20 protein-coding genes are annotated in these 20268 nt (G+C 28.0%); 14 read left to right on the plus strand and 6 right to left on the minus strand.

The window, feature by feature from the left end:
• Window positions 1–25 precede the first annotated feature (25 nt).
• Both AC5SL1_RS01675 and AC5SL1_RS01680 read left to right on the plus strand, forming a co-directional pair.
• Window positions 26–385, plus strand: a complete 360-nt coding sequence (locus AC5SL1_RS01675; RefSeq protein WP_494586225.1) for an NADH-ubiquinone oxidoreductase subunit NDUFA12 family protein — start codon at window positions 26–28, stop codon at window positions 383–385.
• Entirely contained in the window at window positions 345–752 is a 408-nt protein-coding gene (locus AC5SL1_RS01680; protein WP_494572733.1) for a DUF2155 domain-containing protein, read from the plus strand. The genes AC5SL1_RS01675 and AC5SL1_RS01680 overlap by 41 nt, the downstream gene beginning before the upstream one ends.
• Here AC5SL1_RS01680 and accC read toward each other — a convergent pair.
• From accC to aroQ, 3 genes are read right to left on the minus strand one after another with little or no spacing between them, the layout of a single operon-like run.
• Window positions 749–2086 carry an acetyl-CoA carboxylase biotin carboxylase subunit gene (accC, locus tag AC5SL1_RS01685; protein ID WP_494572732.1) on the minus strand — a complete coding sequence of 446 codons (1338 nt, stop codon included), beginning with the start codon at window positions 2084–2086 and terminating at the stop codon, window positions 749–751. The two genes, AC5SL1_RS01680 and accC, sit on opposite strands and share 4 nt — an antisense overlap.
• On the minus strand, window positions 2086–2514 hold the full coding sequence (locus AC5SL1_RS01690; protein WP_494600057.1) for an acetyl-CoA carboxylase biotin carboxyl carrier protein: 429 nt from the start codon (window positions 2512–2514) through the stop codon (window positions 2086–2088). The genes accC and AC5SL1_RS01690 overlap by 1 nt, the downstream gene beginning before the upstream one ends.
• Window positions 2511–2951, minus strand: a complete 441-nt coding sequence (gene aroQ / locus AC5SL1_RS01695) for a type II 3-dehydroquinate dehydratase (RefSeq protein ID WP_494600058.1) — start codon at window positions 2949–2951, stop codon at window positions 2511–2513. The genes AC5SL1_RS01690 and aroQ overlap by 4 nt, the downstream gene beginning before the upstream one ends.
• 16 nt (window positions 2952–2967) lie before the next feature.
• Between aroQ and thiS the strand changes: the two genes are divergently transcribed.
• Both thiS and AC5SL1_RS01705 read left to right on the plus strand, forming a co-directional pair.
• Entirely contained in the window at window positions 2968–3186 is a 219-nt protein-coding gene (thiS, locus tag AC5SL1_RS01700) for a sulfur carrier protein ThiS (protein WP_494580365.1), read from the plus strand.
• Between the two features lie 2 nt (window positions 3187–3188).
• On the plus strand, window positions 3189–3962 hold the full coding sequence (locus AC5SL1_RS01705; RefSeq protein ID WP_494600059.1) for a thiazole synthase: 774 nt from the start codon (window positions 3189–3191) through the stop codon (window positions 3960–3962).
• On the opposite strand, the gene AC5SL1_RS01710 is transcribed toward AC5SL1_RS01705, so the two are convergent.
• Window positions 3959–5806, minus strand: coding sequence for an Rne/Rng family ribonuclease (locus AC5SL1_RS01710; RefSeq protein ID WP_494600060.1), 1848 nt, complete (start codon window positions 5804–5806; stop codon window positions 3959–3961). The two genes, AC5SL1_RS01705 and AC5SL1_RS01710, sit on opposite strands and share 4 nt — an antisense overlap.
• A gap of 99 nt (window positions 5807–5905) precedes the next feature.
• Between AC5SL1_RS01710 and AC5SL1_RS01715 the strand changes: the two genes are divergently transcribed.
• From AC5SL1_RS01715 to AC5SL1_RS01725, 3 genes are read left to right on the plus strand one after another with little or no spacing between them, the layout of a single operon-like run.
• Window positions 5906–8245, plus strand: coding sequence for a penicillin-binding protein 1A (locus AC5SL1_RS01715; RefSeq protein WP_494600061.1), 2340 nt, complete (start codon window positions 5906–5908; stop codon window positions 8243–8245).
• 48 nt (window positions 8246–8293) lie between these two features.
• Window positions 8294–9340, plus strand: coding sequence for a peptide chain release factor 2 (gene prfB, locus AC5SL1_RS01720; RefSeq protein WP_494600288.1), 1047 nt, complete (start codon window positions 8294–8296; stop codon window positions 9338–9340).
• Entirely contained in the window at window positions 9337–11535 is a 2199-nt protein-coding gene (locus AC5SL1_RS01725; RefSeq protein WP_494600062.1) for a hypothetical protein, read from the plus strand. The genes prfB and AC5SL1_RS01725 overlap by 4 nt, the downstream gene beginning before the upstream one ends.
• Here AC5SL1_RS01725 and tyrS read toward each other — a convergent pair.
• Window positions 11532–12761, minus strand: coding sequence for a tyrosine--tRNA ligase (tyrS, locus tag AC5SL1_RS01730; protein WP_494600063.1), 1230 nt, complete (start codon window positions 12759–12761; stop codon window positions 11532–11534). The two genes, AC5SL1_RS01725 and tyrS, sit on opposite strands and share 4 nt — an antisense overlap.
• A 44-nt stretch (window positions 12762–12805) precedes the next feature.
• Between tyrS and AC5SL1_RS01735 the strand changes: the two genes are divergently transcribed.
• Window positions 12806–13933 (plus strand): anhydro-N-acetylmuramic acid kinase, encoded by a 1128-nt coding sequence (locus AC5SL1_RS01735; RefSeq protein WP_494600064.1) that lies wholly within the window; start codon window positions 12806–12808, stop codon window positions 13931–13933.
• Between the two features lie 2 nt (window positions 13934–13935).
• Here AC5SL1_RS01735 and AC5SL1_RS01740 read toward each other — a convergent pair whose 3' ends face one another.
• Window positions 13936–14580: an alpha/beta hydrolase gene (locus AC5SL1_RS01740; protein ID WP_494580790.1), complete on the minus strand. Its 645-nt coding sequence runs from the start codon at window positions 14578–14580 to the stop codon at window positions 13936–13938.
• A gap of 149 nt (window positions 14581–14729) precedes the next feature.
• Here AC5SL1_RS01740 and AC5SL1_RS01745 point away from each other — a divergent pair, with 149 nt between their 5' ends.
• From AC5SL1_RS01745 to sufU, 6 genes are read left to right on the plus strand one after another with little or no spacing between them, the layout of a single operon-like run.
• Entirely contained in the window at window positions 14730–15155 is a 426-nt protein-coding gene (locus AC5SL1_RS01745; protein ID WP_494572720.1) for an RrF2 family transcriptional regulator, read from the plus strand.
• Window position 15156: 1 nt separating this feature from the next.
• Entirely contained in the window at window positions 15157–16599 is a 1443-nt protein-coding gene (sufB, locus tag AC5SL1_RS01750; RefSeq protein ID WP_415276111.1) for a Fe-S cluster assembly protein SufB, read from the plus strand.
• Complete coding sequence (gene sufC, locus AC5SL1_RS01755; protein ID WP_494600065.1) at window positions 16599–17330, plus strand: Fe-S cluster assembly ATPase SufC; 732 nt, start codon at window positions 16599–16601, stop codon at window positions 17328–17330. Before sufB ends, sufC begins: the two co-directional genes overlap by 1 nt.
• Window positions 17317–18582, plus strand: coding sequence for a Fe-S cluster assembly protein SufD (sufD, locus tag AC5SL1_RS01760; protein WP_494600066.1), 1266 nt, complete (start codon window positions 17317–17319; stop codon window positions 18580–18582). The genes sufC and sufD overlap by 14 nt, the downstream gene beginning before the upstream one ends.
• On the plus strand, window positions 18579–19799 hold the full coding sequence (locus AC5SL1_RS01765; RefSeq protein ID WP_494600067.1) for an aminotransferase class V-fold PLP-dependent enzyme: 1221 nt from the start codon (window positions 18579–18581) through the stop codon (window positions 19797–19799). Before sufD ends, AC5SL1_RS01765 begins: the two co-directional genes overlap by 4 nt.
• Entirely contained in the window at window positions 19796–20266 is a 471-nt protein-coding gene (gene sufU / locus AC5SL1_RS01770) for a Fe-S cluster assembly sulfur transfer protein SufU (RefSeq protein WP_494600068.1), read from the plus strand. Before AC5SL1_RS01765 ends, sufU begins: the two co-directional genes overlap by 4 nt.
• Window positions 20267–20268 lie beyond the last annotated feature (2 nt).

Below are 20268 nucleotides of genomic sequence, written 5' to 3' on the forward strand. Positions count from 1 at the left end.
AAGATTGAAGAAAGAATTAAATTATATGTTGACACTTTTAAAAAAAATTTTTGTTTGGTGGAATCAGGAAACACTTGGAACAAAACTAAAGACTTTATTTTTTGGAAAACTTGTTGGGACTGATTCGACAGGAAACAAATATTACGAAAGTAAAGATGGTAAAAGATGGGTTATTTATAGTGATGAAATTGATGCATCAAAAATACCTAACGAATGGTACTCGTGGATTCATTTTACAAAAAATAAAATAGAAAATAATCATGATTTAAAAAAATATGATTGGCAAAAACCTCATCAATCTAATCAAACCGGCACATCTAACGCTTATCACCCAAATAAAAATAATGAAGATATTAAAAAAAAGTATACTACCTGGAAAAGTTAGTTTTATATCTTTTTCATTACTAATATTTTTTATAATTTTGTCATCTTCATTGTCTGCTTTAGAAAGTATTCCAAATAGTTTTATTGAGTTAAAAATTTTAGATAAAGTAAGTTCTAAAACCAACTCTTTAAAATTAAATATTGGTGAAGAAGTTAAATTTCAAAATCTTTTAATAAAAAGCCTTAAATGTAAAAATTCAGAGTTTGATGATAATCCAGAAATTACTGCATACATTCAAGTTCAAGATTTAACTAACCGAGATAATAATGAAGTCTTTGTATTTAATGGTTGGACGTTCTCTTCTAGTCCTGCAATCAATCCATTCGATCACCCTGTATATGATATTTGGTTAACAAAATGTTATTAAAATACTTTTTCGTTATCTAACCAACTAACATTAAAATCAGACTCTATAAATTTTTTATGATTAAGAAGAATTTTATGAAGAGGTATTGTTGTTGTGATGCCTTCAATAACAAATTCATCAAGAGATCTATTCATACGTTGAATAGCTTCAGTTCTATTTCTTCCATGAGTAATCACTTTACATACCATACTGTCATAATAAGGAGTAACTTTGTAACCTTGGAATATAGCACCATCCACTCTAGTTCTAAAACCTGAAGGTTGGTGGCACATACCAATTGTACCAGGAGAGGGCTGAAAATTTTTACTAGCATCCTCAGCGTTTATTCTGCATTCTATAGCATGCCCCCTAGGGTTTATATCACTTTGTTTTAAAGCAGTATCTCCAGTGAAAGCAATCCAAATTTGTTCTTTAATAATATCAATACCAGTTACCATTTCAGTAACTGGGTGTTCAACTTGAACACGTGTATTCATTTCAAGAAAATAAAATTTTCCATCTTCATAAATAAATTCTACAGTTCCAGCACCTTCATAACCAATTTTACTTACCATATTGACTGTTCTTTCAAAAAGATCTTTTCTTATTTGATCAGTTAAAACAGGGCTTGGAGTTTCTTCGATTAATTTTTGATGTCGTCTTTGTACAGAACAATCTCTTTCATGCAAATGAACTGTTCTATTTTTACCAGATAAAACTTGAACTTCTATATGTCTTGGATTTTGAAAAAATTTTTCTATATATACTTCATCATTGCCAAAGTATTTTTGCGCTTCAGACTTGGCTGTTGAAAAAGAATTTTCAAATTCTTCTTCTTTATGAACTATCTTCATTCCTTTACCACCACCGCCACCAGAAGCTTTAATTAAAACAGGGAAGCCAATTTTTTTACATAGTTCTTTTGCTTGTTTAATATCTTTTACACCACCTTCGGATCCTTCAATAACAGGCAAACCATGTTCTTTAGCAATTCTTTTTGCTTGAATTTTATCACCCATCATTTCTATAAGTTTGGATGACGCGCCAATAAACTTAATATTATTCTCTTCTAGTACTCTGGCAAAGTTAGCATTTTCAGATAAAAAACCGTAGCCTGGATGAACAGCTTCAGCTTTTGTAAGTTCAATAGCTGACATTAATGCTGGAATATTTAAGTAACTATTTGCAGGTTGATGTGAGCCTATACAAACACTTTCATCTGCTAACCTTACATGCATACTATCTCTGTCAACGTCAGAGTGCACCGCAACTGTAGCAATTCCCCATTCTTTGCAGGCTCTTATAACTCTAACTGCAATTTCACCTCTATTTGCAATTAAAATTTTTTTAAACATTACTCTACGATGATAATCGTTTGACCATACTCAACAGGTTGGCCATCTTCTACACAAATCTCTTTTACTATTCCTTCAGCCGTAGATGGTATGTGGTTCATAGTTTTCATTGCTTCAACAATCATAACTGTTTCACCTTTTTTAATTTTTTTTCCCACTTCAATGAACTTTTTAGCTCCAGGTTCTGGAGCATGGTAGGCGGTTCCAATAATAGGAGATTTTACTTCAGTTCCAGTTATAGCAGGTTTGGCTGTTTCTTTATTTAATGAAGGAGTGAGCTGAGTTGTAACACTCGAATTTGTAGAAACAGTATTGGTTGATTTTGATACTTTTATTTTTGTATCTTTTTCTGTGTACTCAATTTCAGTTAAATTAAACTCATTAAGATAATCAGTTAATTCTTTGATAATTTTTTTATCTATTTTCATTTTTTTAACATATTTTGCATAGAGATTATGGCCAAAATATATCCCAAATCTCCTAGGCCAAAAATACCACCAGTAGCAATATCGCTAATTAGAGATTTTTGTCTAAACTCTTCTCTTTTATATATATTTGAAATATGAAGTTCAATGATTGGTTTTTTAAAGATATCTAAAGCATCTCTTATAGCAACAGAAGTATGTGTAAAACCAGCAGCGTTAATGATTATACCGCCATGTTCATCTTTTGATTTTTGTATACGAGTAACAATTTCACCTTCAATATTTGATTGATAAAACTCTAAAGTAACATTTAATTCTTTAGCTTTGGCTTGGCAGTTTTCTTTTAGCTGATCAAAAGTTATAGCACCATATTGTGATTGTTCTCTTTTACCCAATAGATTAAGATTAGGGCCATTAATAATTATAATATTATTACTCATCAGAGACTTATATAGTATGAAGAAAATAAAAAAAATAAAAATTAAAGTTAATGGTAAATTTTCATTAATAAATGAAAATTTAAGTCTTTTTACCTTATTGAATAAGCTTAAAATTCCTTTAAAAAAAGTTGCAATTGAATTAAATCACGAAATAGTAGATAAAAAAAAATTAAATAATATCAAATTAAAAAAAGACGACAAAATAGAGATAGTTCACTTTATTGGAGGGGGTTAAAATTGATAAACGATAAATTAATTATTGCAAAAAAAAAATTTAATTCCAGATTAATTGTTGGTACTGGAAAGTATAAAACGATGTCAGAATGTGCAAAAGCAATTAAATTATCTGGTGCAGATATTGTTACTGTTGCGGTAAGAAGAGTAAATATTTCTGATAAGAAAAAACCATTATTGATGGATTATATTGACCCAAAAAAAATTACCTATTTACCCAACACAGCTGGCTGCTTCACTTCAGATGAAGCTCTTAGAACCTTAAGATTGGCAAGAGAAATTGGAGGATGGAAATTGGTTAAGTTAGAGGTTCTAGGTGATAAAAAAAATTTATTCCCTGATATGATAGAAACTTTAAAATCAACTGAAGTTCTAACCAAGGAAGGTTTTAAGGTTATGGTTTACTGTAATGATGATCCGTTGATGGCTAAAAGATTAGAGAATGTGGGAGCAAGTGCAATAATGCCACTGGCAGCTCCTATTGGCTCAGGCCTTGGTATTTTGAACCCAACAAATATAAAGATAATAAGAAGTCAGACAAAACTTCCAGTAATAGTCGACGCAGGATTGGGACAAGCTTCAGATGCAACTATTGCTATGGAGTTGGGTTGTGATGGTGTTTTAGTTAACACTGCTATTGCAAAAGCTAAAAAACCTTTTTTAATGTCTTTAGCTTTTAAAGATGCAGTTATAGCAGGGAGACAATCATACTTAGCTGGCAGAATAGAAAAAACTATTTATGGCAGTGCTTCTTCACCAACTACAGGAATTATTTAAGCAGCTGGATTTTTATAAAATTTCTTTTTAAAAAAAGGCTTTTTCTTTAACAGTTTTTTATTATTAGAAATTTGATAAGTTTTAGCTTCTTTTTTTTGATCCTCTAGATTTTTTAATTTTTCAAAGTGCTCTACAATCTCAATAGTTTTTTTACTCTTATTTTGTAAATTAATTATATATTCAGGAATTATTAAAGTGTTATCTGCAATAATATCTATCTTTATAAGATTTTTTTCTTCAAAAAATTTTAAATCTTCTATGAAATTTTCTTTCATAAAATCAGAAATTTTTGGACAAATCTTTAATTCAACAAACTTAGCTTTAGTTAAAACAGCTTTTACTTCTACCATTTTAAGTATTTTAAGTGAAAATGACTCATCAGTTAGTGTTACTTTCCATTTTACAGCACTTTCCCTCAATCTCTGCCTTGACATCTCTAGTAGACCAAATGTGCTAATTCTACCTATTTGTATTCTTGCTCTATCAGTTCTACATTTTTCTTTTAGTCTTCTCTCGACCATTCTTCTATTACCAAAGCTTAACATGTCAATAAAATCTATAATTATTAAGCCAGATAAATCTCTAATCTTAATTTGTCTTGATATTTCATCAGCTGCTTCTAAATTTGTATCTAAAGCTGTGCTTTCAACGTTTTTTTGTTTTATCGAACTTCCAGAGTTTATATCAATAGAAACTAAAGCTTCTGTTGGATTGATAACCAAATAACCGCCAGATTTTAATTTTATTTCTGTGTCATAAATTTGATTTAACTTTTCTTCAATATTTTCTTTAAAAAAAAGAGGAGTTTTTTCTCGATATTTTTTTATTTTTTTTACATGTGAGGGCATCATTAATTTCATAAACCCTTGCGCTTTTTTATAAGCTTCATTTCCCTCTATAACAATACTGTTAGTATCTTCGTCATATATATCTCTTAAAGTTCTTTTTATAATATCACTTTCTTGATGAATTAAAGAAGGTGCAATTGAATTTAGAGCTGTTTCTTTTATTTCATTCCATGTTTTAATTAATGTTTGTAGATCATGATCTATATCGTTTTTAGTTTTATTAGATCCTGCTGTTCTAACTATAAGACCCATTTCTTTTGGTATAACTATCTCATTCAAAATTGTTCTAATTTTTTTTCTTTCCCCTGGATTAAATATTTTACGAGATATCCCGCCTCCTTTTGGAGTATTAGGCATTAACACAATATATTTACCGGCAATTGAAATAAAAGTGCTTAAGGCAGCACCTTTTTGTCCTCTTTCATCTTTTAAGACTTGAACCAAAATTACTTGATTTGGTTTGATAACTTCTTGGATTTTATATCTCTTGGCTCTAAATCTTGATTGTGGTTTTTTAACATTTTCGATTTCAGGTATTTCTTTAACGTCTAGATCTATAATGGCTTCTTCTGATGCAACTAATTCTTCAGATGTATTTAATTCTAAATCCAATACAGGTTGAGCCTCAACTGGATCGTTTATATCTAAATTACCTTCATTAATATTTTTTTGCTCTTCTTTTTCACTTTCCTTTAAAAGCTCTTCTCTTTCTCTTTCTTCCTCTTCTTTGATCTTAATTAAATCACTCTGAGGTATTTGATAGTAGTCAGATTGAATGTCGTTGAATGATAAAAATCCATGTCTTTCTCTGCCAAAATCTATAAATGCAGCCTGCAGAGAGGGCTCAACTCTGCTAACTTTACCAAGATAGATATTGTTTTTAATTAGATTATTTTTTAAACCTTCGTATTCGTAGTCCTCGATATTATCGCCAGATTTAAGAACAACTCTAGTTTCGTTTGGATGCGAAGCATCAATGTATAAATTTTTTTCCATATATTTTTGATTAATTGTTTCATTATATTTAAATAGTTTTAAATTTTGTTTTAATTTTGATGCCTTATCTTTAACAAATTCATATATATATTAAAGTTAATGCATCGAATAATTAAGAATATTTTTATACTAATTTTAAGCTTTGGTCTATTATCTGCATTATCAATAATAGCAGTTTTATGGGCTTTTTCTAATAATTTGCCTGATTATAAATTTCTAAAGAGCTATAAACCTTCGGTTTCAAGCAAAGTTTATTCAGGAGATGGTGAGTTAGTAAATGATTTCTCTTCAGAAAAAAGAATTTTTGTTCCCTATAAAGCAATATCTAAAAAAGTTATAAATTCTTTTCTATCAGCTGAAGATAAAAATTTTTTTTATCATCCCGGCGTAGATGCAAAAGGAGTATTTAGAGCTGTAATCAATAATATATCCAATATTATTACATCAAGAAGACTAGAAGGAGCATCAACTATAACGCAACAAGTAGCTAAAAATTTTTTATTAACAAATGAAGTTAGTTTAAATAGAAAAATAAAAGAAGCAATTCTCGCATTTAGAATTGAGAGAGCACTTTCAAAAGAAAGAATATTAGAACTTTATTTAAATCAAATTTATCTTGGAGAAGGAACTTACGGTGTAGCATCTGCAAGTCTTGAGTATTTTGATAAGCCAATTAGTGAATTAAAATATGAAGAAGCAGCTATGTTGGCGGCATTACCCAAAGCTCCTAGCAGATATAATCCATATAAAAATATTAAATTAGCAAAGTTTAGAAGAGACTTAGTGATAAAAAATCTTTTAGAAAATGGCTACATAAATGAAAGCGATTACAAGGAATTCACTAATAATAAAATCAGTTTAAAAAAAAGAAAAAAAACTTTTACAGAAGATACCAGTTATTACGTAGAAGATATTAGAAAAGATGTTGTTGAGAAATTAGGGTTTGATAAGGTCTATAAACAAGGATTGAATATAAGCACCCCAATTAATTTAGATTTACAAAAAATTGCAATAAAATCTTTAAGAGAAGGACTAATAAGTTACGATAAAAGAAGAGGGTGGAGGGGTCCAATAATTAATAGTAAAAAATTAGATAATTGGAACAAAGATATAAATTTAGATAAATTTAGATTAGAAAAATCAATTAACTGGGAGATTGCTATAGTAATAAAGATTGATAAGTTTTTTGTAGATGTTGAAACAGAAAATAAAGAAAATGGCATCATAAAATATGAAAATATTTCTTGGGTAAAAAAAGAGTTTGATCAAATACTAAAAGTTGGTGATATAATTTATGTTGAAAAATTAAAAGGTAATACTTTTGCATTAAGACAGCTACCCGAAGTTAATGGGGGAATAGTTGTTATGGATCCATTTACTGGAAGGGTTTTAGCACTAAGTGGTGGTTTTAGTTTTAAAAAAAGTGAGTTTAATAGAGCAACACAAGCATTAAGACAACCTGGATCAGCATTTAAACCATTCATATATGCGTTGGCACTTGAGAATGGATATACGCCATCAACTTTAATATTAGACGCTCCTTTAGTTTTAGAGCAAGGGTCAGATCTTAAGATGTGGAAACCTGAAAATTATGGAAAAAAATTTTATGGTCCTTCAACTTTACGAATGGGGCTAGAAAAATCTAGAAATTTGATGACCGTAAGAATAGCCCAAGATCTAGGTCTTAAAAAGATAGTTAATTTTTCAAAACAACTAAGAATTTACGAAGATCCAAGTGAACTATTATCAATCTCACTTGGTTCAGCTGAAACAACACTATTAAAATTAACATCAGCTTATTCATCTTTTGTTAACGGAGGAAAGCTTATAATGCCAATAATGATTGACAGAATTCAAGATAGTGAAGGAAACACGATATTCAATAATGAAAAACGAAAGTGTATTAACTGTGATCAGATTTCTTATTTAAGTGAAAATTATCCTAATATTAAAGATGAATTTTTACAAATTTTTTCTTCTGAAACTGCATATCAAATGACATCAATATTAGAAGGCACTGTTCAAAATGGTACAGGAAAAAATTTAAAAGATCTAAACTTAGATATTGGTGGAAAAACTGGCACCACAAATAGCAATACTGATACATGGTTCATAGGCTTTACATCGAAACTTGTAATTGGTGCTTATGTTGGGTTTGATAATCCCAAATCGTTAGGAAAATATGAAACAGGGGCAAAAACAGCATTACCAATTTTTAAAAATTTTGTAAAAAATGCAGTTAAAAAAGAAGAAGCTAGACCATTCAAAGTTGCAGATAATATTATCATGAAAGTAATAGATCCAATTACTGGAAAAAAACCAAGCTCATCAACTAAATCAACCATAATTGAGGCATATAAAAATTTACCTAGTGATAATTTAGCAAATCAAGATATTAACAATAGATTAAAAAATAATAATATATTAAGGTTTTATTAATGGATAACGAATACATAAATTACAAATTAGAAATAGAAAAAATTAACCATAGAGTTAAGGAGTATCTTTGAAAAAAATGATATTCGTCAAAAATTAGAGAAAAATAATGCAAAGATGTTAGAAAGTAATTTCTGGCAGAATAAATCTATCTCACAAAAAATAATTAAAGAAAAAAAGCTATATGAAGACTTAATAAACTCATATGAGAATACTTCTATATCTCTTACCGATTTAGATGAATTAAATAATTTAGCCACAGAAGAAAAAAATCAATCAATAATTAAAGAAGTTTTAGAAAGTATTATAAAATTAAAAAAGACAGCTAAAGAGAATGAAACAAAATGTTTCCTGTCTAATGAAACCGATAGTTTAGATTGCTATGTAGAAATACATGCGGGGGCAGGAGGTACAGAAAGCCAAGATTGGGCTGAAATGCTAAGAAGAATGTATTTAAAATGGTCTGACATTAAAGGTTTTAAATCAGAATTAATTAGTGAGCATAAAGGAGATGAAGCAGGAATAAAATCTTCAACAATTAAAATTGAAGGTGATTATGTTTTTGGTTGGCTTAAATCCGAGTCGGGTATTCATAGATTGGTTAGAATTTCTCCATTTGACTCAGGAGCAAGAAGACATACTAGCTTTGCTAGCGTGTGGATGTATCCTATAGTAGACGAAAATATTGATATTGAAATTGTTGAAAAAGATTTAAGAATAGATACTTACAGATCTAGTGGTGCAGGAGGACAGCATGTTAATACAACCGACAGTGCTGTTAGAATTACGCACCTACCAACTAAAATAGTTGTTCAGTGTCAAAATGAAAGATCTCAACATAAAAATAAAGAAACCTGCATGAACATGCTTAAAGCGAGACTTTATGATTTTGAAATGAAGAAAAAAGAAAAAGACAGTCAAAATTTAGAATCTTCAAAATCAGAAATTGGATGGGGTCATCAAATTAGATCTTATGTCTTACACCCTTACAGAATGGTAAAAGATAATAGAACCAATTTTGAAAGCTCTAATCCTGAAAAAGTGCTAGATGGAGAAATTGACGACTTTCTGGAAAGTTCCCTATATAAAGTAAAATGATTAAAGGAATAATTAAAACTCTATTAACTGTTTTTTTAGTCTTAATTCTAGGAATAGGATATTTTAGTATTTTTGGTATAAAAACAGAAAAATTTAATAATCAGATTAAGAAAAGTATTTCAGAAATTAATAATAAAATTAATTTTCAATTAAATGATGTTAACTATTTATTAAATCTAAAAAATTTAAGTATAAATATTTCGACAAATAATTCCAAGTTATCAATTGAAGATAGACTGATTGATATTAAGAATATTAAAACAAGTATTTCAATAAAATCTTTTATTGGTAATCAATTTTCAATTGATAATTTGCAAATCTCAACTGCTGAAATAGAGATTAATGATTTATTATTCTTTACTAGAAAAGTTCACAATTCTCCTCAGTTATTCATTATAAGCACAATAATTAAGGATGGCTCAATAGAAGCAGATGTTAGTATAAACTTTGATACTAAAGGCAAAGTAAAAGATGACTATCAGATTAAAGGATCTATTGAAAATGCAAGATTGGATTTATTAAATCAGTCAACCATTAACGATTTAAACTTTTTATTTAATTTAAATAAAAATCAATATTCATTAAGTAAAATTAAAACTTCTTTTAATGAAATTAAATTAAATTTACCGCTGATTGAAATTACAAAAAAAAAAGACTCATATTTAATAGATGGAATATTTTTAACAAAAAGTCAAAAATTAGATGGTGATGATTTAAATTTTATTTCCAAAGGTTTAATTAATCTTAAAGATATAAAAGAAATTGAATTTAGTTCCAAAAACAAATTTTCATTTGAAATTAATAAGAAATTTAAAATTAATAAACTTGATATTAATACTACACTTGACCTAGATAAATTAATTTTCTCTAAAAAATTTATTGATTTAAGTGCATATTTAAAAAACACAAAAGAAGAAATATTATTTGAAAAAAATATAATTCAAATTAATTACAAAAAAGACAAACTGAAAGTGAAAGGAACTGGTAGTATTTTTTTTACTGATAAATCTGAACAAATAACTTATGAGATTATAAAGAGTAATGATCAATTTTCATTTGATACTAAATTTGATATTAAAGATAATTCCTTCCAAATTGTTCCTCTAGATTATGAAAAAAAAGAAGATGTCAACTCTATAATTATAATAAATGGAGACTTCAAAAAAGGAAACTTACTTAAATTTAAAACTATCTCTTTAGAAGAAAACAAAAATAAAATTTTGATTAATAATTTAAAGCTAGATAATAATTTTAAAGTTTTAGATATAGAAAAAGCTAATATCAATTATAAAAATAAAAATAAAATTCTTAATAAAATCAATTTAAGAAAAGATAATTCCAATTTTATTATTGAGGGAGATAACCTAGATCTTTCAAAGCTAATTGATAATATCATGGATAACAATGATGAAAATTCTTCTATATTTGAAAATCTTAACAGTAGAGTCGATATAAATATTAAAAAAACTTATATTGATGAAATTAATCATCTCAATAATTTATCAGGATATATAATTTTAAAAAATAATAAGATTAACAATCTAATACTTGATGCAGACTTTCCAAATGATAAAAACATTTCACTTACAGTATTAACTAATGATGCAAAGGAAACCACCACAAGTCTAATTACAGATTACCCAAAACCATTAATTAAGAGATATAAATTTATAAAAGGATTTGAAGAAGGAAATTTAAATTTTAAATCCATTAAAAAAGATGGTGTATCGAACTCAGAATTAATTATTGATGACTTCAAAGTTCAAGAAGTCCCTATTTTTGCTAAACTTTTAAGCTTAGCTTCACTTCAGGGAATAGCAGATATTCTTACTGGTGAAGGAATAAGATTTACTGACCTTGAAATGAGATTTTCTAATAAAAAAGGCCTTACTAATATTGATGAAATGTATGCCATAGGGCCAGCTGTATCGATATTAATGGATGGTTATATAGAAAGTAAAAAATTAGTTAGTCTAAGAGGAACGTTAGTGCCAGCAACAACAATAAATAGATCTATTGCTTCGATACCATTTGTAGGCGATCTATTAATTGGAGATAAGATTGGAGAGGGAGTATTTGGTGTTAGCTTTAAAATTAAAGGACCACCAGAAGACCTATCAACTACTGTTAATCCTGTTAAAACTTTAACACCAAGATTTATTACAAGAACTCTAGAAAAATTAAAAAAGAACTAAATTAATTCTACTTTTATATGTTTTTTTTTACCTAAAGAAAGTTTTATTAAATTATCCTTAAATAAAGTTTTAGAGATAAGCATTTTTTCATCAGAGATAGTTTGATTATTAATCTTAACACCATTTCCTTTAATTAATCTTCTAATTTCACTTTTGGAATTCTCTAACTTAGACATAACTATTAGATCTATGATGTTTAGTTTATTGTCTAATTTTTTTTTCATAATTTGAATAGTTGGTAAATTATCTCCCAGCACTCTACCCTCGAACGTTTGTTTTGCTGTTTCTTCAGATTTTTTTGCTTCTTCATCACCATGTAGCAGTGCAGTAGTTTTATTTGCTAATAAAATTTTTAATTCATTTATATTTTTATCTTTAACAGTTTCAATTTCTTCCAATGCAATATCTGTAAAAATTTTTAAAAACTTTAAAACATCACGATCATCAATATTTCTCCAAAATTGCCAATAATCATAACTAGAAAGAAATCTTTTATCTAGCCAAACAGCACCAGATTCTGTTTTTCCCATCTTTGCTCCAGAGGCTAGAGTTATTAAAGGTGTAGTGAGACCGTAAACATGTTTATTTGAATATCGTTTAATTAATTCAACACCATTTACAATGTTTCCCCATTGATCAGAACCACCAATTTGTAACATACAATTTTCTTTTTTATTTAGTTCAAGAAAATCATATGCTTGTAAAATCATATAATTAAATTCCATGTAACTCAAAGATTGCTCTCTTTCCAATCTAGTTTTAACACTATCAAAACTTAACATCTTATTTATTGTAAAATGTTTTCCAATATCTCTTAAAAAAGAAATGTAATTTAAGTTTTTTAGCCAAGAATAATTATTTACGAATATAGGTTTTGTTTTTGGGTTAGTATCAGTTAAAAAATTTTTTAATATTTTTTCAATATTCTTAATATTTTTTTCAATTTCTTCTTCTGATAAAATAGTTCTAGTTTTATCTTTTCCTGATGGATCTCCAATTCTAGTAGTCCCTCCACCCAGTAACACTATAGGACGATGGCCATGTTTTTGTAGCAATCTAAGACACATAATTTGAAGCAAGCTTCCAACATGAAGACTTTCAGCTGTACAATCAAAACCAATGTAAGCATTAATTTTTTCTTTATCAAGTAATTGAGATAGATTTTCTTCTCCAGTACATTGGTAAAAAAAACCTCTTTCTTTAAATTCTTTTAAAAAAATATTCATAAATATGCTATCAAGAATATACAATATTTATTTAGAAATTAAGAATGGAAAAATTTTACACCTCTTTAGGTTTAATGAGCGGGACTTCAATGGATGGTATTGATGCTTCAATTATTAGATCGGATGGGGAAAATGAATATGAGTCAATTTTTGATGAATTCTTTGAATATGATCAGGCTTTATATAAAGATTTAGTAAATCTAAGAAACAAGATTAATTCTGCTAATGATATAATTGTTAATTCTGAATTAGTAAGTGAAATCGAGAGAAAAATCACTTTATATCATGCAGAAATTTGCAATAAGATTATTAATAAAAGTGATTATGAGGTGGATTTAATTGGTTTTCATGGTCAAACCATATTTCATGATGCAAGCCAAAAAATTTCAAAACAATTAGGTGATGGATCCTTATTATCTAGTCTTTTAAAAAAAGATGTAATTTATAATTTTAGGACTAATGATATAGCGAATGGTGGTCAAGGCGCCCCACTTGCACCAATTTTTCATAATTTAATAATAAATAAAAATAAAATTGAGCTACCAGTTTTTATTCTAAATATTGGAGGCATAGCAAATATTACTATCATAACATCAAATAAAAATGATGACCTGATAAGTTATGATATAGGACCTGGTAATTGTTTATTAGATGAATGGGTTAGAAAGCATACTAGTTATAGATATGATTTAAATGGCAAAACTGCGAGTATTGGAAAAATAGATGAAATCATCTTGAACCAAGCTACTGAAAATTTTGAAAATATAAACAAAAATAAAAATCTCTCATTTGATATAAAAGACTTTGATTTAAGTTTTGTTAGAGGCTTATCCTATGAAGATGGACTCTCAACCTTGACAAAATTTACTAGTGAAATTATTTGTGACTCAATAATTAAAAATATAAAAAAAGATAAAACTAATAAGATTAATTTATTAGTTTGTGGTGGTGGAAGAAAAAACTTAACACTAATTAAAAATATTAGAAATAAACTACCAAATAATATTAATTTAGATTTAATTGACAATTATAATATTAATGGTGATTTTATTGAATCACAGGCTTTTGCATATCTTGCAATAAGATCATTACTTAAAAAGGAAATTTCATTTGTTAAAACAACAAACGTTAAAAAATCTTGCACTGGTGGAATTTTAGTTAAAAATTATTAACTTTAAAATAAAGCAGACTCTTTTTTAATATATTTATCTAAATATTTAATTAAAACATCCTCAGTCTTTGAAAAAAAATGATTAGCATCACTTATAACTTGAAAGTCAACTTTAATTCCTTTTTGAGCACTTAATCTTTTATCAAGTTCAGTAATATGTTCAACTGGAACTAGTTCATCTTTTTTTCCATAGATCATTAATCCAGAAGTTGGACAAGGAGATAAAAATGAAAAATCATACACATTTGGCTGAGGAGATATTGCAATAAATCTATTTATTTCAGGTCTCCTCATTAATAATTGCATTGCAATTAATGAACCAAAAGAAAATCCAGAAACCCAACATTGAGAATTATCAAAGTTTTCTCTCTCAAGCCAATCTAGTGCGGCGGCTGCGTCAGCTAATTCTCCTTGGCCATTATCAAATTCACCATCACTTTTACCAACACCTCTAAAGTTAACTCTACAAACTGAAAATTCATTTTCCATAAATGTATGAAATGTATCAACAACAACTTTATTGTTCATTGTTCCACCATATTGAGGATGTGGCTGAAGCACCAACGCTATTGGTGAAGTGCTTTTATTACTTTTATAATATTTTGCTTCTAATCTTCCAGCAGGCCCAGGTATGAAAACTTCTACTATTTTGTTATCCATAAATGATATTGATTATTATTCTCAAAAAAAAATACACTTATCATAACTAAGCGACAATATGTTATCTTTTTTTCATATTGGATACTTGACTAATTTGGTCAAGTTTATATAAAAAGCCTTCTTAAATAAGGGTAAATATGAAATTAACATCAAAAGGTAGATATGCGGTAATGGCTTTAGCTGACCTTGCTAAGTTCAACAGCGTTAATCCAGTTCCTTTGAGAGATATATCGTTAAGACAAGGAATTTCTTTGGATTTTTTAGAGCAAATTTTTTCTAAGTTAAAAAAATATAATATCGTAAAGAGCATTAGAGGAACTAATGGAGGTTATATCTTAAACAAAGAACCAGAAGAAATTAAATTAGCAAACATACTTAGTGCTGTTGATGAAGAAGTTAAAACTGTTCAATGCAAGAAGGAGTCTAAAAAGGGATGCAATAGCAAGACCACAAAATGCATCACTCATAACTTATGGGACGAACTTGAAATCCATATCAATCATTTTTTTGAACAAAAAAATTTAAAAGATCTTATAAGCAACTCATCAGAAAGTAGAAATTAAAATGGACGCTAGAGAAAAAGAAATAGAAAAATTAAAAGATTATAAATATGGATTTTCAACTGACATTGAAAGTATAACAGCGCCCAAAGGCTTAAATGAAGAAGTAATTAAATTTATTTCAAATATTAAAAAAGAACCTAAATGGATGCTTGATTTTAGATTAAAAGCATTTGAAAGATTTAAACAATTAAAAGAACCAGATTGGCAAAAACCAAAGTATCCAAAAATTGATTATCAAGATTTATATTATTATTCAGCACCAAAAAGTATGGATGATAAACCTAAAAGTTTAGACGAATTAGATCCAAAACTTTTAGAAACATATAAAAAACTTGGGATCCCACTTCAAGAACAGGCAAGATTAAATGGTATTGCAGTTGATGCAGTATTTGACTCGGTCTCAGTTGCCACAACTTTTAGAGAAGAACTGTCTAAGCTAGGAATTATATTTTGTCCTATATCGGAGGCTATTCAAAATCATCCTGAACTAGTTAAGAAATATCTAGGATCTGTAATTCCTACAACTGATCACTTTTTTGCAACTCTTAATTCTGCTGTTTTTACTGATGGTTCATTTGCATATATACCTGAAGGCGTAAGATGTCCGATGGAACTATCTACTTACTTTAGAATTAATGCCTCAAATACAGGTCAGTTTGAAAGAACCTTAATTGTTGCAGATAAAGGAAGTTATGTAAGCTATTTAGAAGGTTGTACAGCTCCTATGAGAGATGAAAATCAATTGCACGCTGCTAATGTAGAGTTGATAGCACTAGATGATGCTGAAATAAAATATTCTACAGTTCAAAATTGGTATCCAGGTGACAAAGATGGAAAAGGTGGAATATACAATTTTGTTACTAAACGAGGATTGTGCAAAGGTAAAAATTCTAAAATTTCATGGACACAAGTAGAAACAGGATCTGCTATTACCTGGAAATATCCAAGTTGTATTTTAAAAGGGGACAATTCAATTGGAGAGTTTTATTCAATTGCGATTACAAATAACCATCAAAAAGCTGACACTGGTACAAAAATGATCCATTTAGGTAAAAATACAAAGAGTAAAATTATTTCAAAAGGAATAAGCGCAGGATTTTCAGATATGACTTACAGAGGTCTAGTTGATATTTCCTCTAAAGCATCAAATTCTAGTAATTATACTCAATGTGACTCATTGTTAATGGGTAATAAGTGCGGAGCACATACAGTTCCGTATATTAAAAACAAAAACTCAGAATCAAATATCGCTCATGAGGCAACAACTTCAAAAATAAGTGAAGAACAACTTCATTATTGTCAGCAAAGAGGCTTGAGTCAAGAAGAAGCAGTTGGATTAATAGTGAATGGATTTTGTAAAGAGGTATTGCAACAGTTACCGATGGAATTTGCTGTTGAAGCCCAAAAGTTAGTTGGCATTAGTTTGGAAGGAAGTGTTGGGTAATGTTAAAGATAAATAAATTAAATGCAAAGATAGATAGTAAAGAAATTTTAAAAGGACTTTCTCTTGAAATAAACCCAGGAGAAGTTCATGCTATAATGGGTCCAAATGGATCTGGAAAAAGTACATTATCAAATATTTTATCAGGTAAAAAAGGATATGAAGTTTCAGGAGAGGTTCTTTTTGAAAATAAAAATTTATTTGATTTAGAAACAGAGGAAAGAGCACACAAAGGTATCTTTTTAGCATTTCAGTATCCTTTAGAAATTCCTGGAGTTAATACAAATATATTTTTAAAAACTTCATTAAATGCAGTAAAAAAAGCAAGAGGTGAAAAAGAGCTTGATGCTATCGAGTTTTTAAAATTAGTAAAAGAAAAAGCAAAAGAACTTAAGTTTGATGAAGAAAAACTAAATAGACAATTAAATGTTGGTTTTTCTGGTGGAGAAAAAAAGAAAAATGAAATTTTGCAAATGTCATTGTTAGCACCAAAGTTATCAATCTTAGATGAAACCGACTCTGGATTAGATATTGACGCTTTAAAAATTGTTGCCGATGGGGTGAATACTTTAAGGGATAAGAAAAATTCTTTTCTAATAATTACCCATTACCAGAGGCTACTAGAATATATTAAACCTGATTTTGTGCATGTATTGAAAGATGGAAAGATTATTAAATCTGGTGGAGCAGAATTAGCTTTAGAACTAGAAAAAAAAGGATATGAAAGTTTTTAATTTAATGAAAGAAAAACTTCAAATAGATTTTGATAATATTATAAAAACTTCAAGTTTTACCAAAAGAGATATTGAACTTAAACAAAACTCTTTGAATGAATTTATAAAAACAGGCTTTCCAAATAAAAGAGATGAAAATTGGAAATTTTCTGATTTAAATCAAATAATTAAAAAAAATATTGGCGATCTAAGCTTTTATAATGATTATTCATTATCAAATAAGATTGATAGATCAGTATTTATTGATGGGCTAGAACATAACAAGATCGTTTTTGTAAATGGCAGAATTGAAAAAATTGATTTTGATTATGAAAAAAAAGATAAGATAAAAATAATTGATGAGCCAGAAATTGACAACAGGTCAAATAACTTTAACTCTTTAATTGATTTAAATAAGGCTTTTACCAATAAATCTTATAAAATCTTAATTAAAAAAGATTATCAACTAGAAAAACCTTTAATAATTTATCATGTAACGAATGATCAGATTAAGTCCAAAAACATAAATTTAAGCTTAGATTTTCAACTAGAAGAAAATAGCTCCTTGAGATTAATAGACTTATTTAATGATAATTCAGAAAAAAATTTTTTAAATATTTTTTATAATTTTGATTTAAAACAAAATGCAATTTTAAAAAATTATAAAATTGATAAAATAGAAAATACGAATGTAAAATATTCTTTTAATAATATTGAACAAGCTGCTAACAGTTTATCAGAAACGTTTATTTTATCATCTGGATCACATTTCTTTAAGAATGAGATTAATTGTAATTTAAATGGAAAATATTCATCAGCATTTATAAATGGTATTTTTTCACTTTCTAATGATAGACACCATGAAGTTAGAACTACCATAAATCACCTAACAGAAAATACTAAAAGCTATCAATTAATTAAAAGTGTCTTAAACGATAGTTCTAAAGCAGTATATCAGGGAAAAATATTTGTTAATTCAGAAGCACAAAAAACAGATGGATATCAACTAAGTAAAGCAATTTTATTAAATGAAGCATCTGAATTTAATGCAAAACCAGAATTAGAAATTTATGCAGATGATGTTAAATGTTCACATGGTTCAGCATCAGGTAGTTTAGATGAGGACTCTATATTTTATATAATGTCTAGGGGGTTAGATTATCAACAATCAAGAGAACTTTTAATTAATGGGTTTTTACTAGATGTAATAGAAAAAATAACTGACTCTGAAATAAAAAATTTAATAAAAAACATGATTGGACTTAAAGAATGAATATAGACAAGATAAAAAAAGAATTTCCTATATTTGATGAAAAAATTCAAAATAATGATTTAGTATATCTAGATAGTGCAAATTCTTCTCAAAAACCAAAAGTTGTAATAGATAGAATTAATGAATTTTATAGTAAAGAATTTTCTAATGTAGGCAGAAGTGTTCATTATCTTGCAGTTGCTGCTACCAATTTATATGAGAACACAAGAACTTCAGTTCAAAAGTTTATTAATGCTAAGGATAAAAATGAAATTGTTTTTACCAAAGGTGCGACAGAAGCACTTAATCTAGTTGCAAATATATTGGGTCAAAATTATTTACAAGATGGTGATGAAGTGCTTATTACTGAATTGGAACACCATTCTAATTATGTGCCTTGGCATTTTCTAAGAAAATCCAAAAATATAAAAATTAATTTTGCTGAAATTAATGATGATGGTGAAGTAACATTAGAAGAAATTGAAAAAAGAATTACTTCTAGAACAAAAGTAATTTCAATTACACATTTATCAAATGTTACAGGTGCTATTTTACCAATTAAAGAAATAACAGAGCTTGCTCATTCAAAAGGTATAATTGTTGTAGTTGATGGTTGTCAGGGTGCTCCTCATTTAAGATTAGATATGCAAGATCTTGATTGTGATTTTTATGCTATTTCTTGTCATAAAATGTATGGCCCTACTGGTTTAGGTGTTTTGTATGGTAAAAAAAAATGGTTAGAAGAATTGCCTCCATATCAAGGTGGTGGTGGAATGATCAATGAGGTTAAAAAAGATAGAATTTCTTATGGCGATCTTCCTAATAAATTTGAGGCAGGAACTATGGCTACAGCTCAAGTGATTGCATTTGATCAGTCTATTAAATTTTTAGAAAGAATTGGTATAGATAATGTGGTGAAACATGAAGCTGACTTAGTTGAATATGGGCAGGAACTATTACAAAAAAATAACTCAGTTCGATTAATTGGTAATCCTAAAAATAAAGGTGGGGTTTTATCTTTTACTATTGAGGGTATTCACCCACATGATGTAGCAACTATCTTAGATGGAGATGGAGTTGCAATTCGAGCGGGTCATCATTGCTGTCAAATTCTACATGATAAATTAAATATACCTGCAAGTTCGCGAGCATCTGTTGGAATTTATAATACAAGAGAAGATTTAGATACACTTAATGATGCAATAAATAATTGTAAAAAAATATTTAACCAAAAATGAACTTAAAAGAATTATATCAAGAAATAATACTAGAGCATGGCAAAAATCCACGCAATCTTAGAAAAACTGAAAATTTTAATAAAGATGCTAAAGGACATAATCCTTTGTGTGGTGATAATGTACATGTTTATTTAAAACTAAATGGACAAAAAATAGTAGAAGATATTTCTTTTGAAGGTAGTGGTTGCGCTATCTCAATGGCGTCAGCTTCAATTATGACAGACTTAATTAAAGGTAAGAATGAACATGAAGCTAAAGAAATTGTTGAAGATTTTTTAGGAATGATAAAAGAAAACCCTGAATTAAATTCAGAAAATTTAAAAAAGGATGAAAAAACCAAATTAATGTGCTTATCTGGAGTAAAAAAATATCCAATGAGAGTTAAATGTGCAACTTTATCATGGCATACTTTAGTTTCTGCAATTGACAATACTCAAGAAGAAATTAATACTGAAAGATTAGATTAAAT

It is taken from the genome of Candidatus Pelagibacter sp. PS_10_02, assembly GCF_059418005.1.

Coding starts and splice junctions, on each gene's coding strand:
- AC5SL1_RS01675 (WP_494586225.1), top strand. CDS start 26: ATGTTGACACTTTTAAAAAAAATTTTTGTTTGGTGGAATCAGGAAACA.
- AC5SL1_RS01680 (WP_494572733.1), top strand. CDS start 345: ATGAAGATATTAAAAAAAAGTATACTACCTGGAAAAGTTAGTTTTATA.
- accC (WP_494572732.1), bottom strand. CDS start 2,086: ATGTTTAAAAAAATTTTAATTGCAAATAGAGGTGAAATTGCAGTTAGA.
- AC5SL1_RS01690 (WP_494600057.1), bottom strand. CDS start 2,514: ATGAAAATAGATAAAAAAATTATCAAAGAATTAACTGATTATCTTAAT.
- aroQ (WP_494600058.1), bottom strand. CDS start 2,951: ATGAGTAATAATATTATAATTATTAATGGCCCTAATCTTAATCTATTG.
- thiS (WP_494580365.1), top strand. CDS start 2,968: ATGAAGAAAATAAAAAAAATAAAAATTAAAGTTAATGGTAAATTTTCA.
- AC5SL1_RS01710 (WP_494600060.1), bottom strand. CDS start 5,806: ATGGAAAAAAATTTATACATTGATGCTTCGCATCCAAACGAAACTAGA.
- AC5SL1_RS01715 (WP_494600061.1), top strand. CDS start 5,906: ATGCATCGAATAATTAAGAATATTTTTATACTAATTTTAAGCTTTGGT.
- AC5SL1_RS01725 (WP_494600062.1), top strand. CDS start 9,337: ATGATTAAAGGAATAATTAAAACTCTATTAACTGTTTTTTTAGTCTTA.
- tyrS (WP_494600063.1), bottom strand. CDS start 12,761: ATGAATATTTTTTTAAAAGAATTTAAAGAAAGAGGTTTTTTTTACCAA.
- AC5SL1_RS01735 (WP_494600064.1), top strand. CDS start 12,806: ATGGAAAAATTTTACACCTCTTTAGGTTTAATGAGCGGGACTTCAATG.
- AC5SL1_RS01745 (WP_494572720.1), top strand. CDS start 14,730: ATGAAATTAACATCAAAAGGTAGATATGCGGTAATGGCTTTAGCTGAC.
- sufB (WP_415276111.1), top strand. CDS start 15,157: ATGGACGCTAGAGAAAAAGAAATAGAAAAATTAAAAGATTATAAATAT.
- sufC (WP_494600065.1), top strand. CDS start 16,599: ATGTTAAAGATAAATAAATTAAATGCAAAGATAGATAGTAAAGAAATT.
- sufD (WP_494600066.1), top strand. CDS start 17,317: ATGAAAGTTTTTAATTTAATGAAAGAAAAACTTCAAATAGATTTTGAT.
- AC5SL1_RS01765 (WP_494600067.1), top strand. CDS start 18,579: ATGAATATAGACAAGATAAAAAAAGAATTTCCTATATTTGATGAAAAA.
- sufU (WP_494600068.1), top strand. CDS start 19,796: ATGAACTTAAAAGAATTATATCAAGAAATAATACTAGAGCATGGCAAA.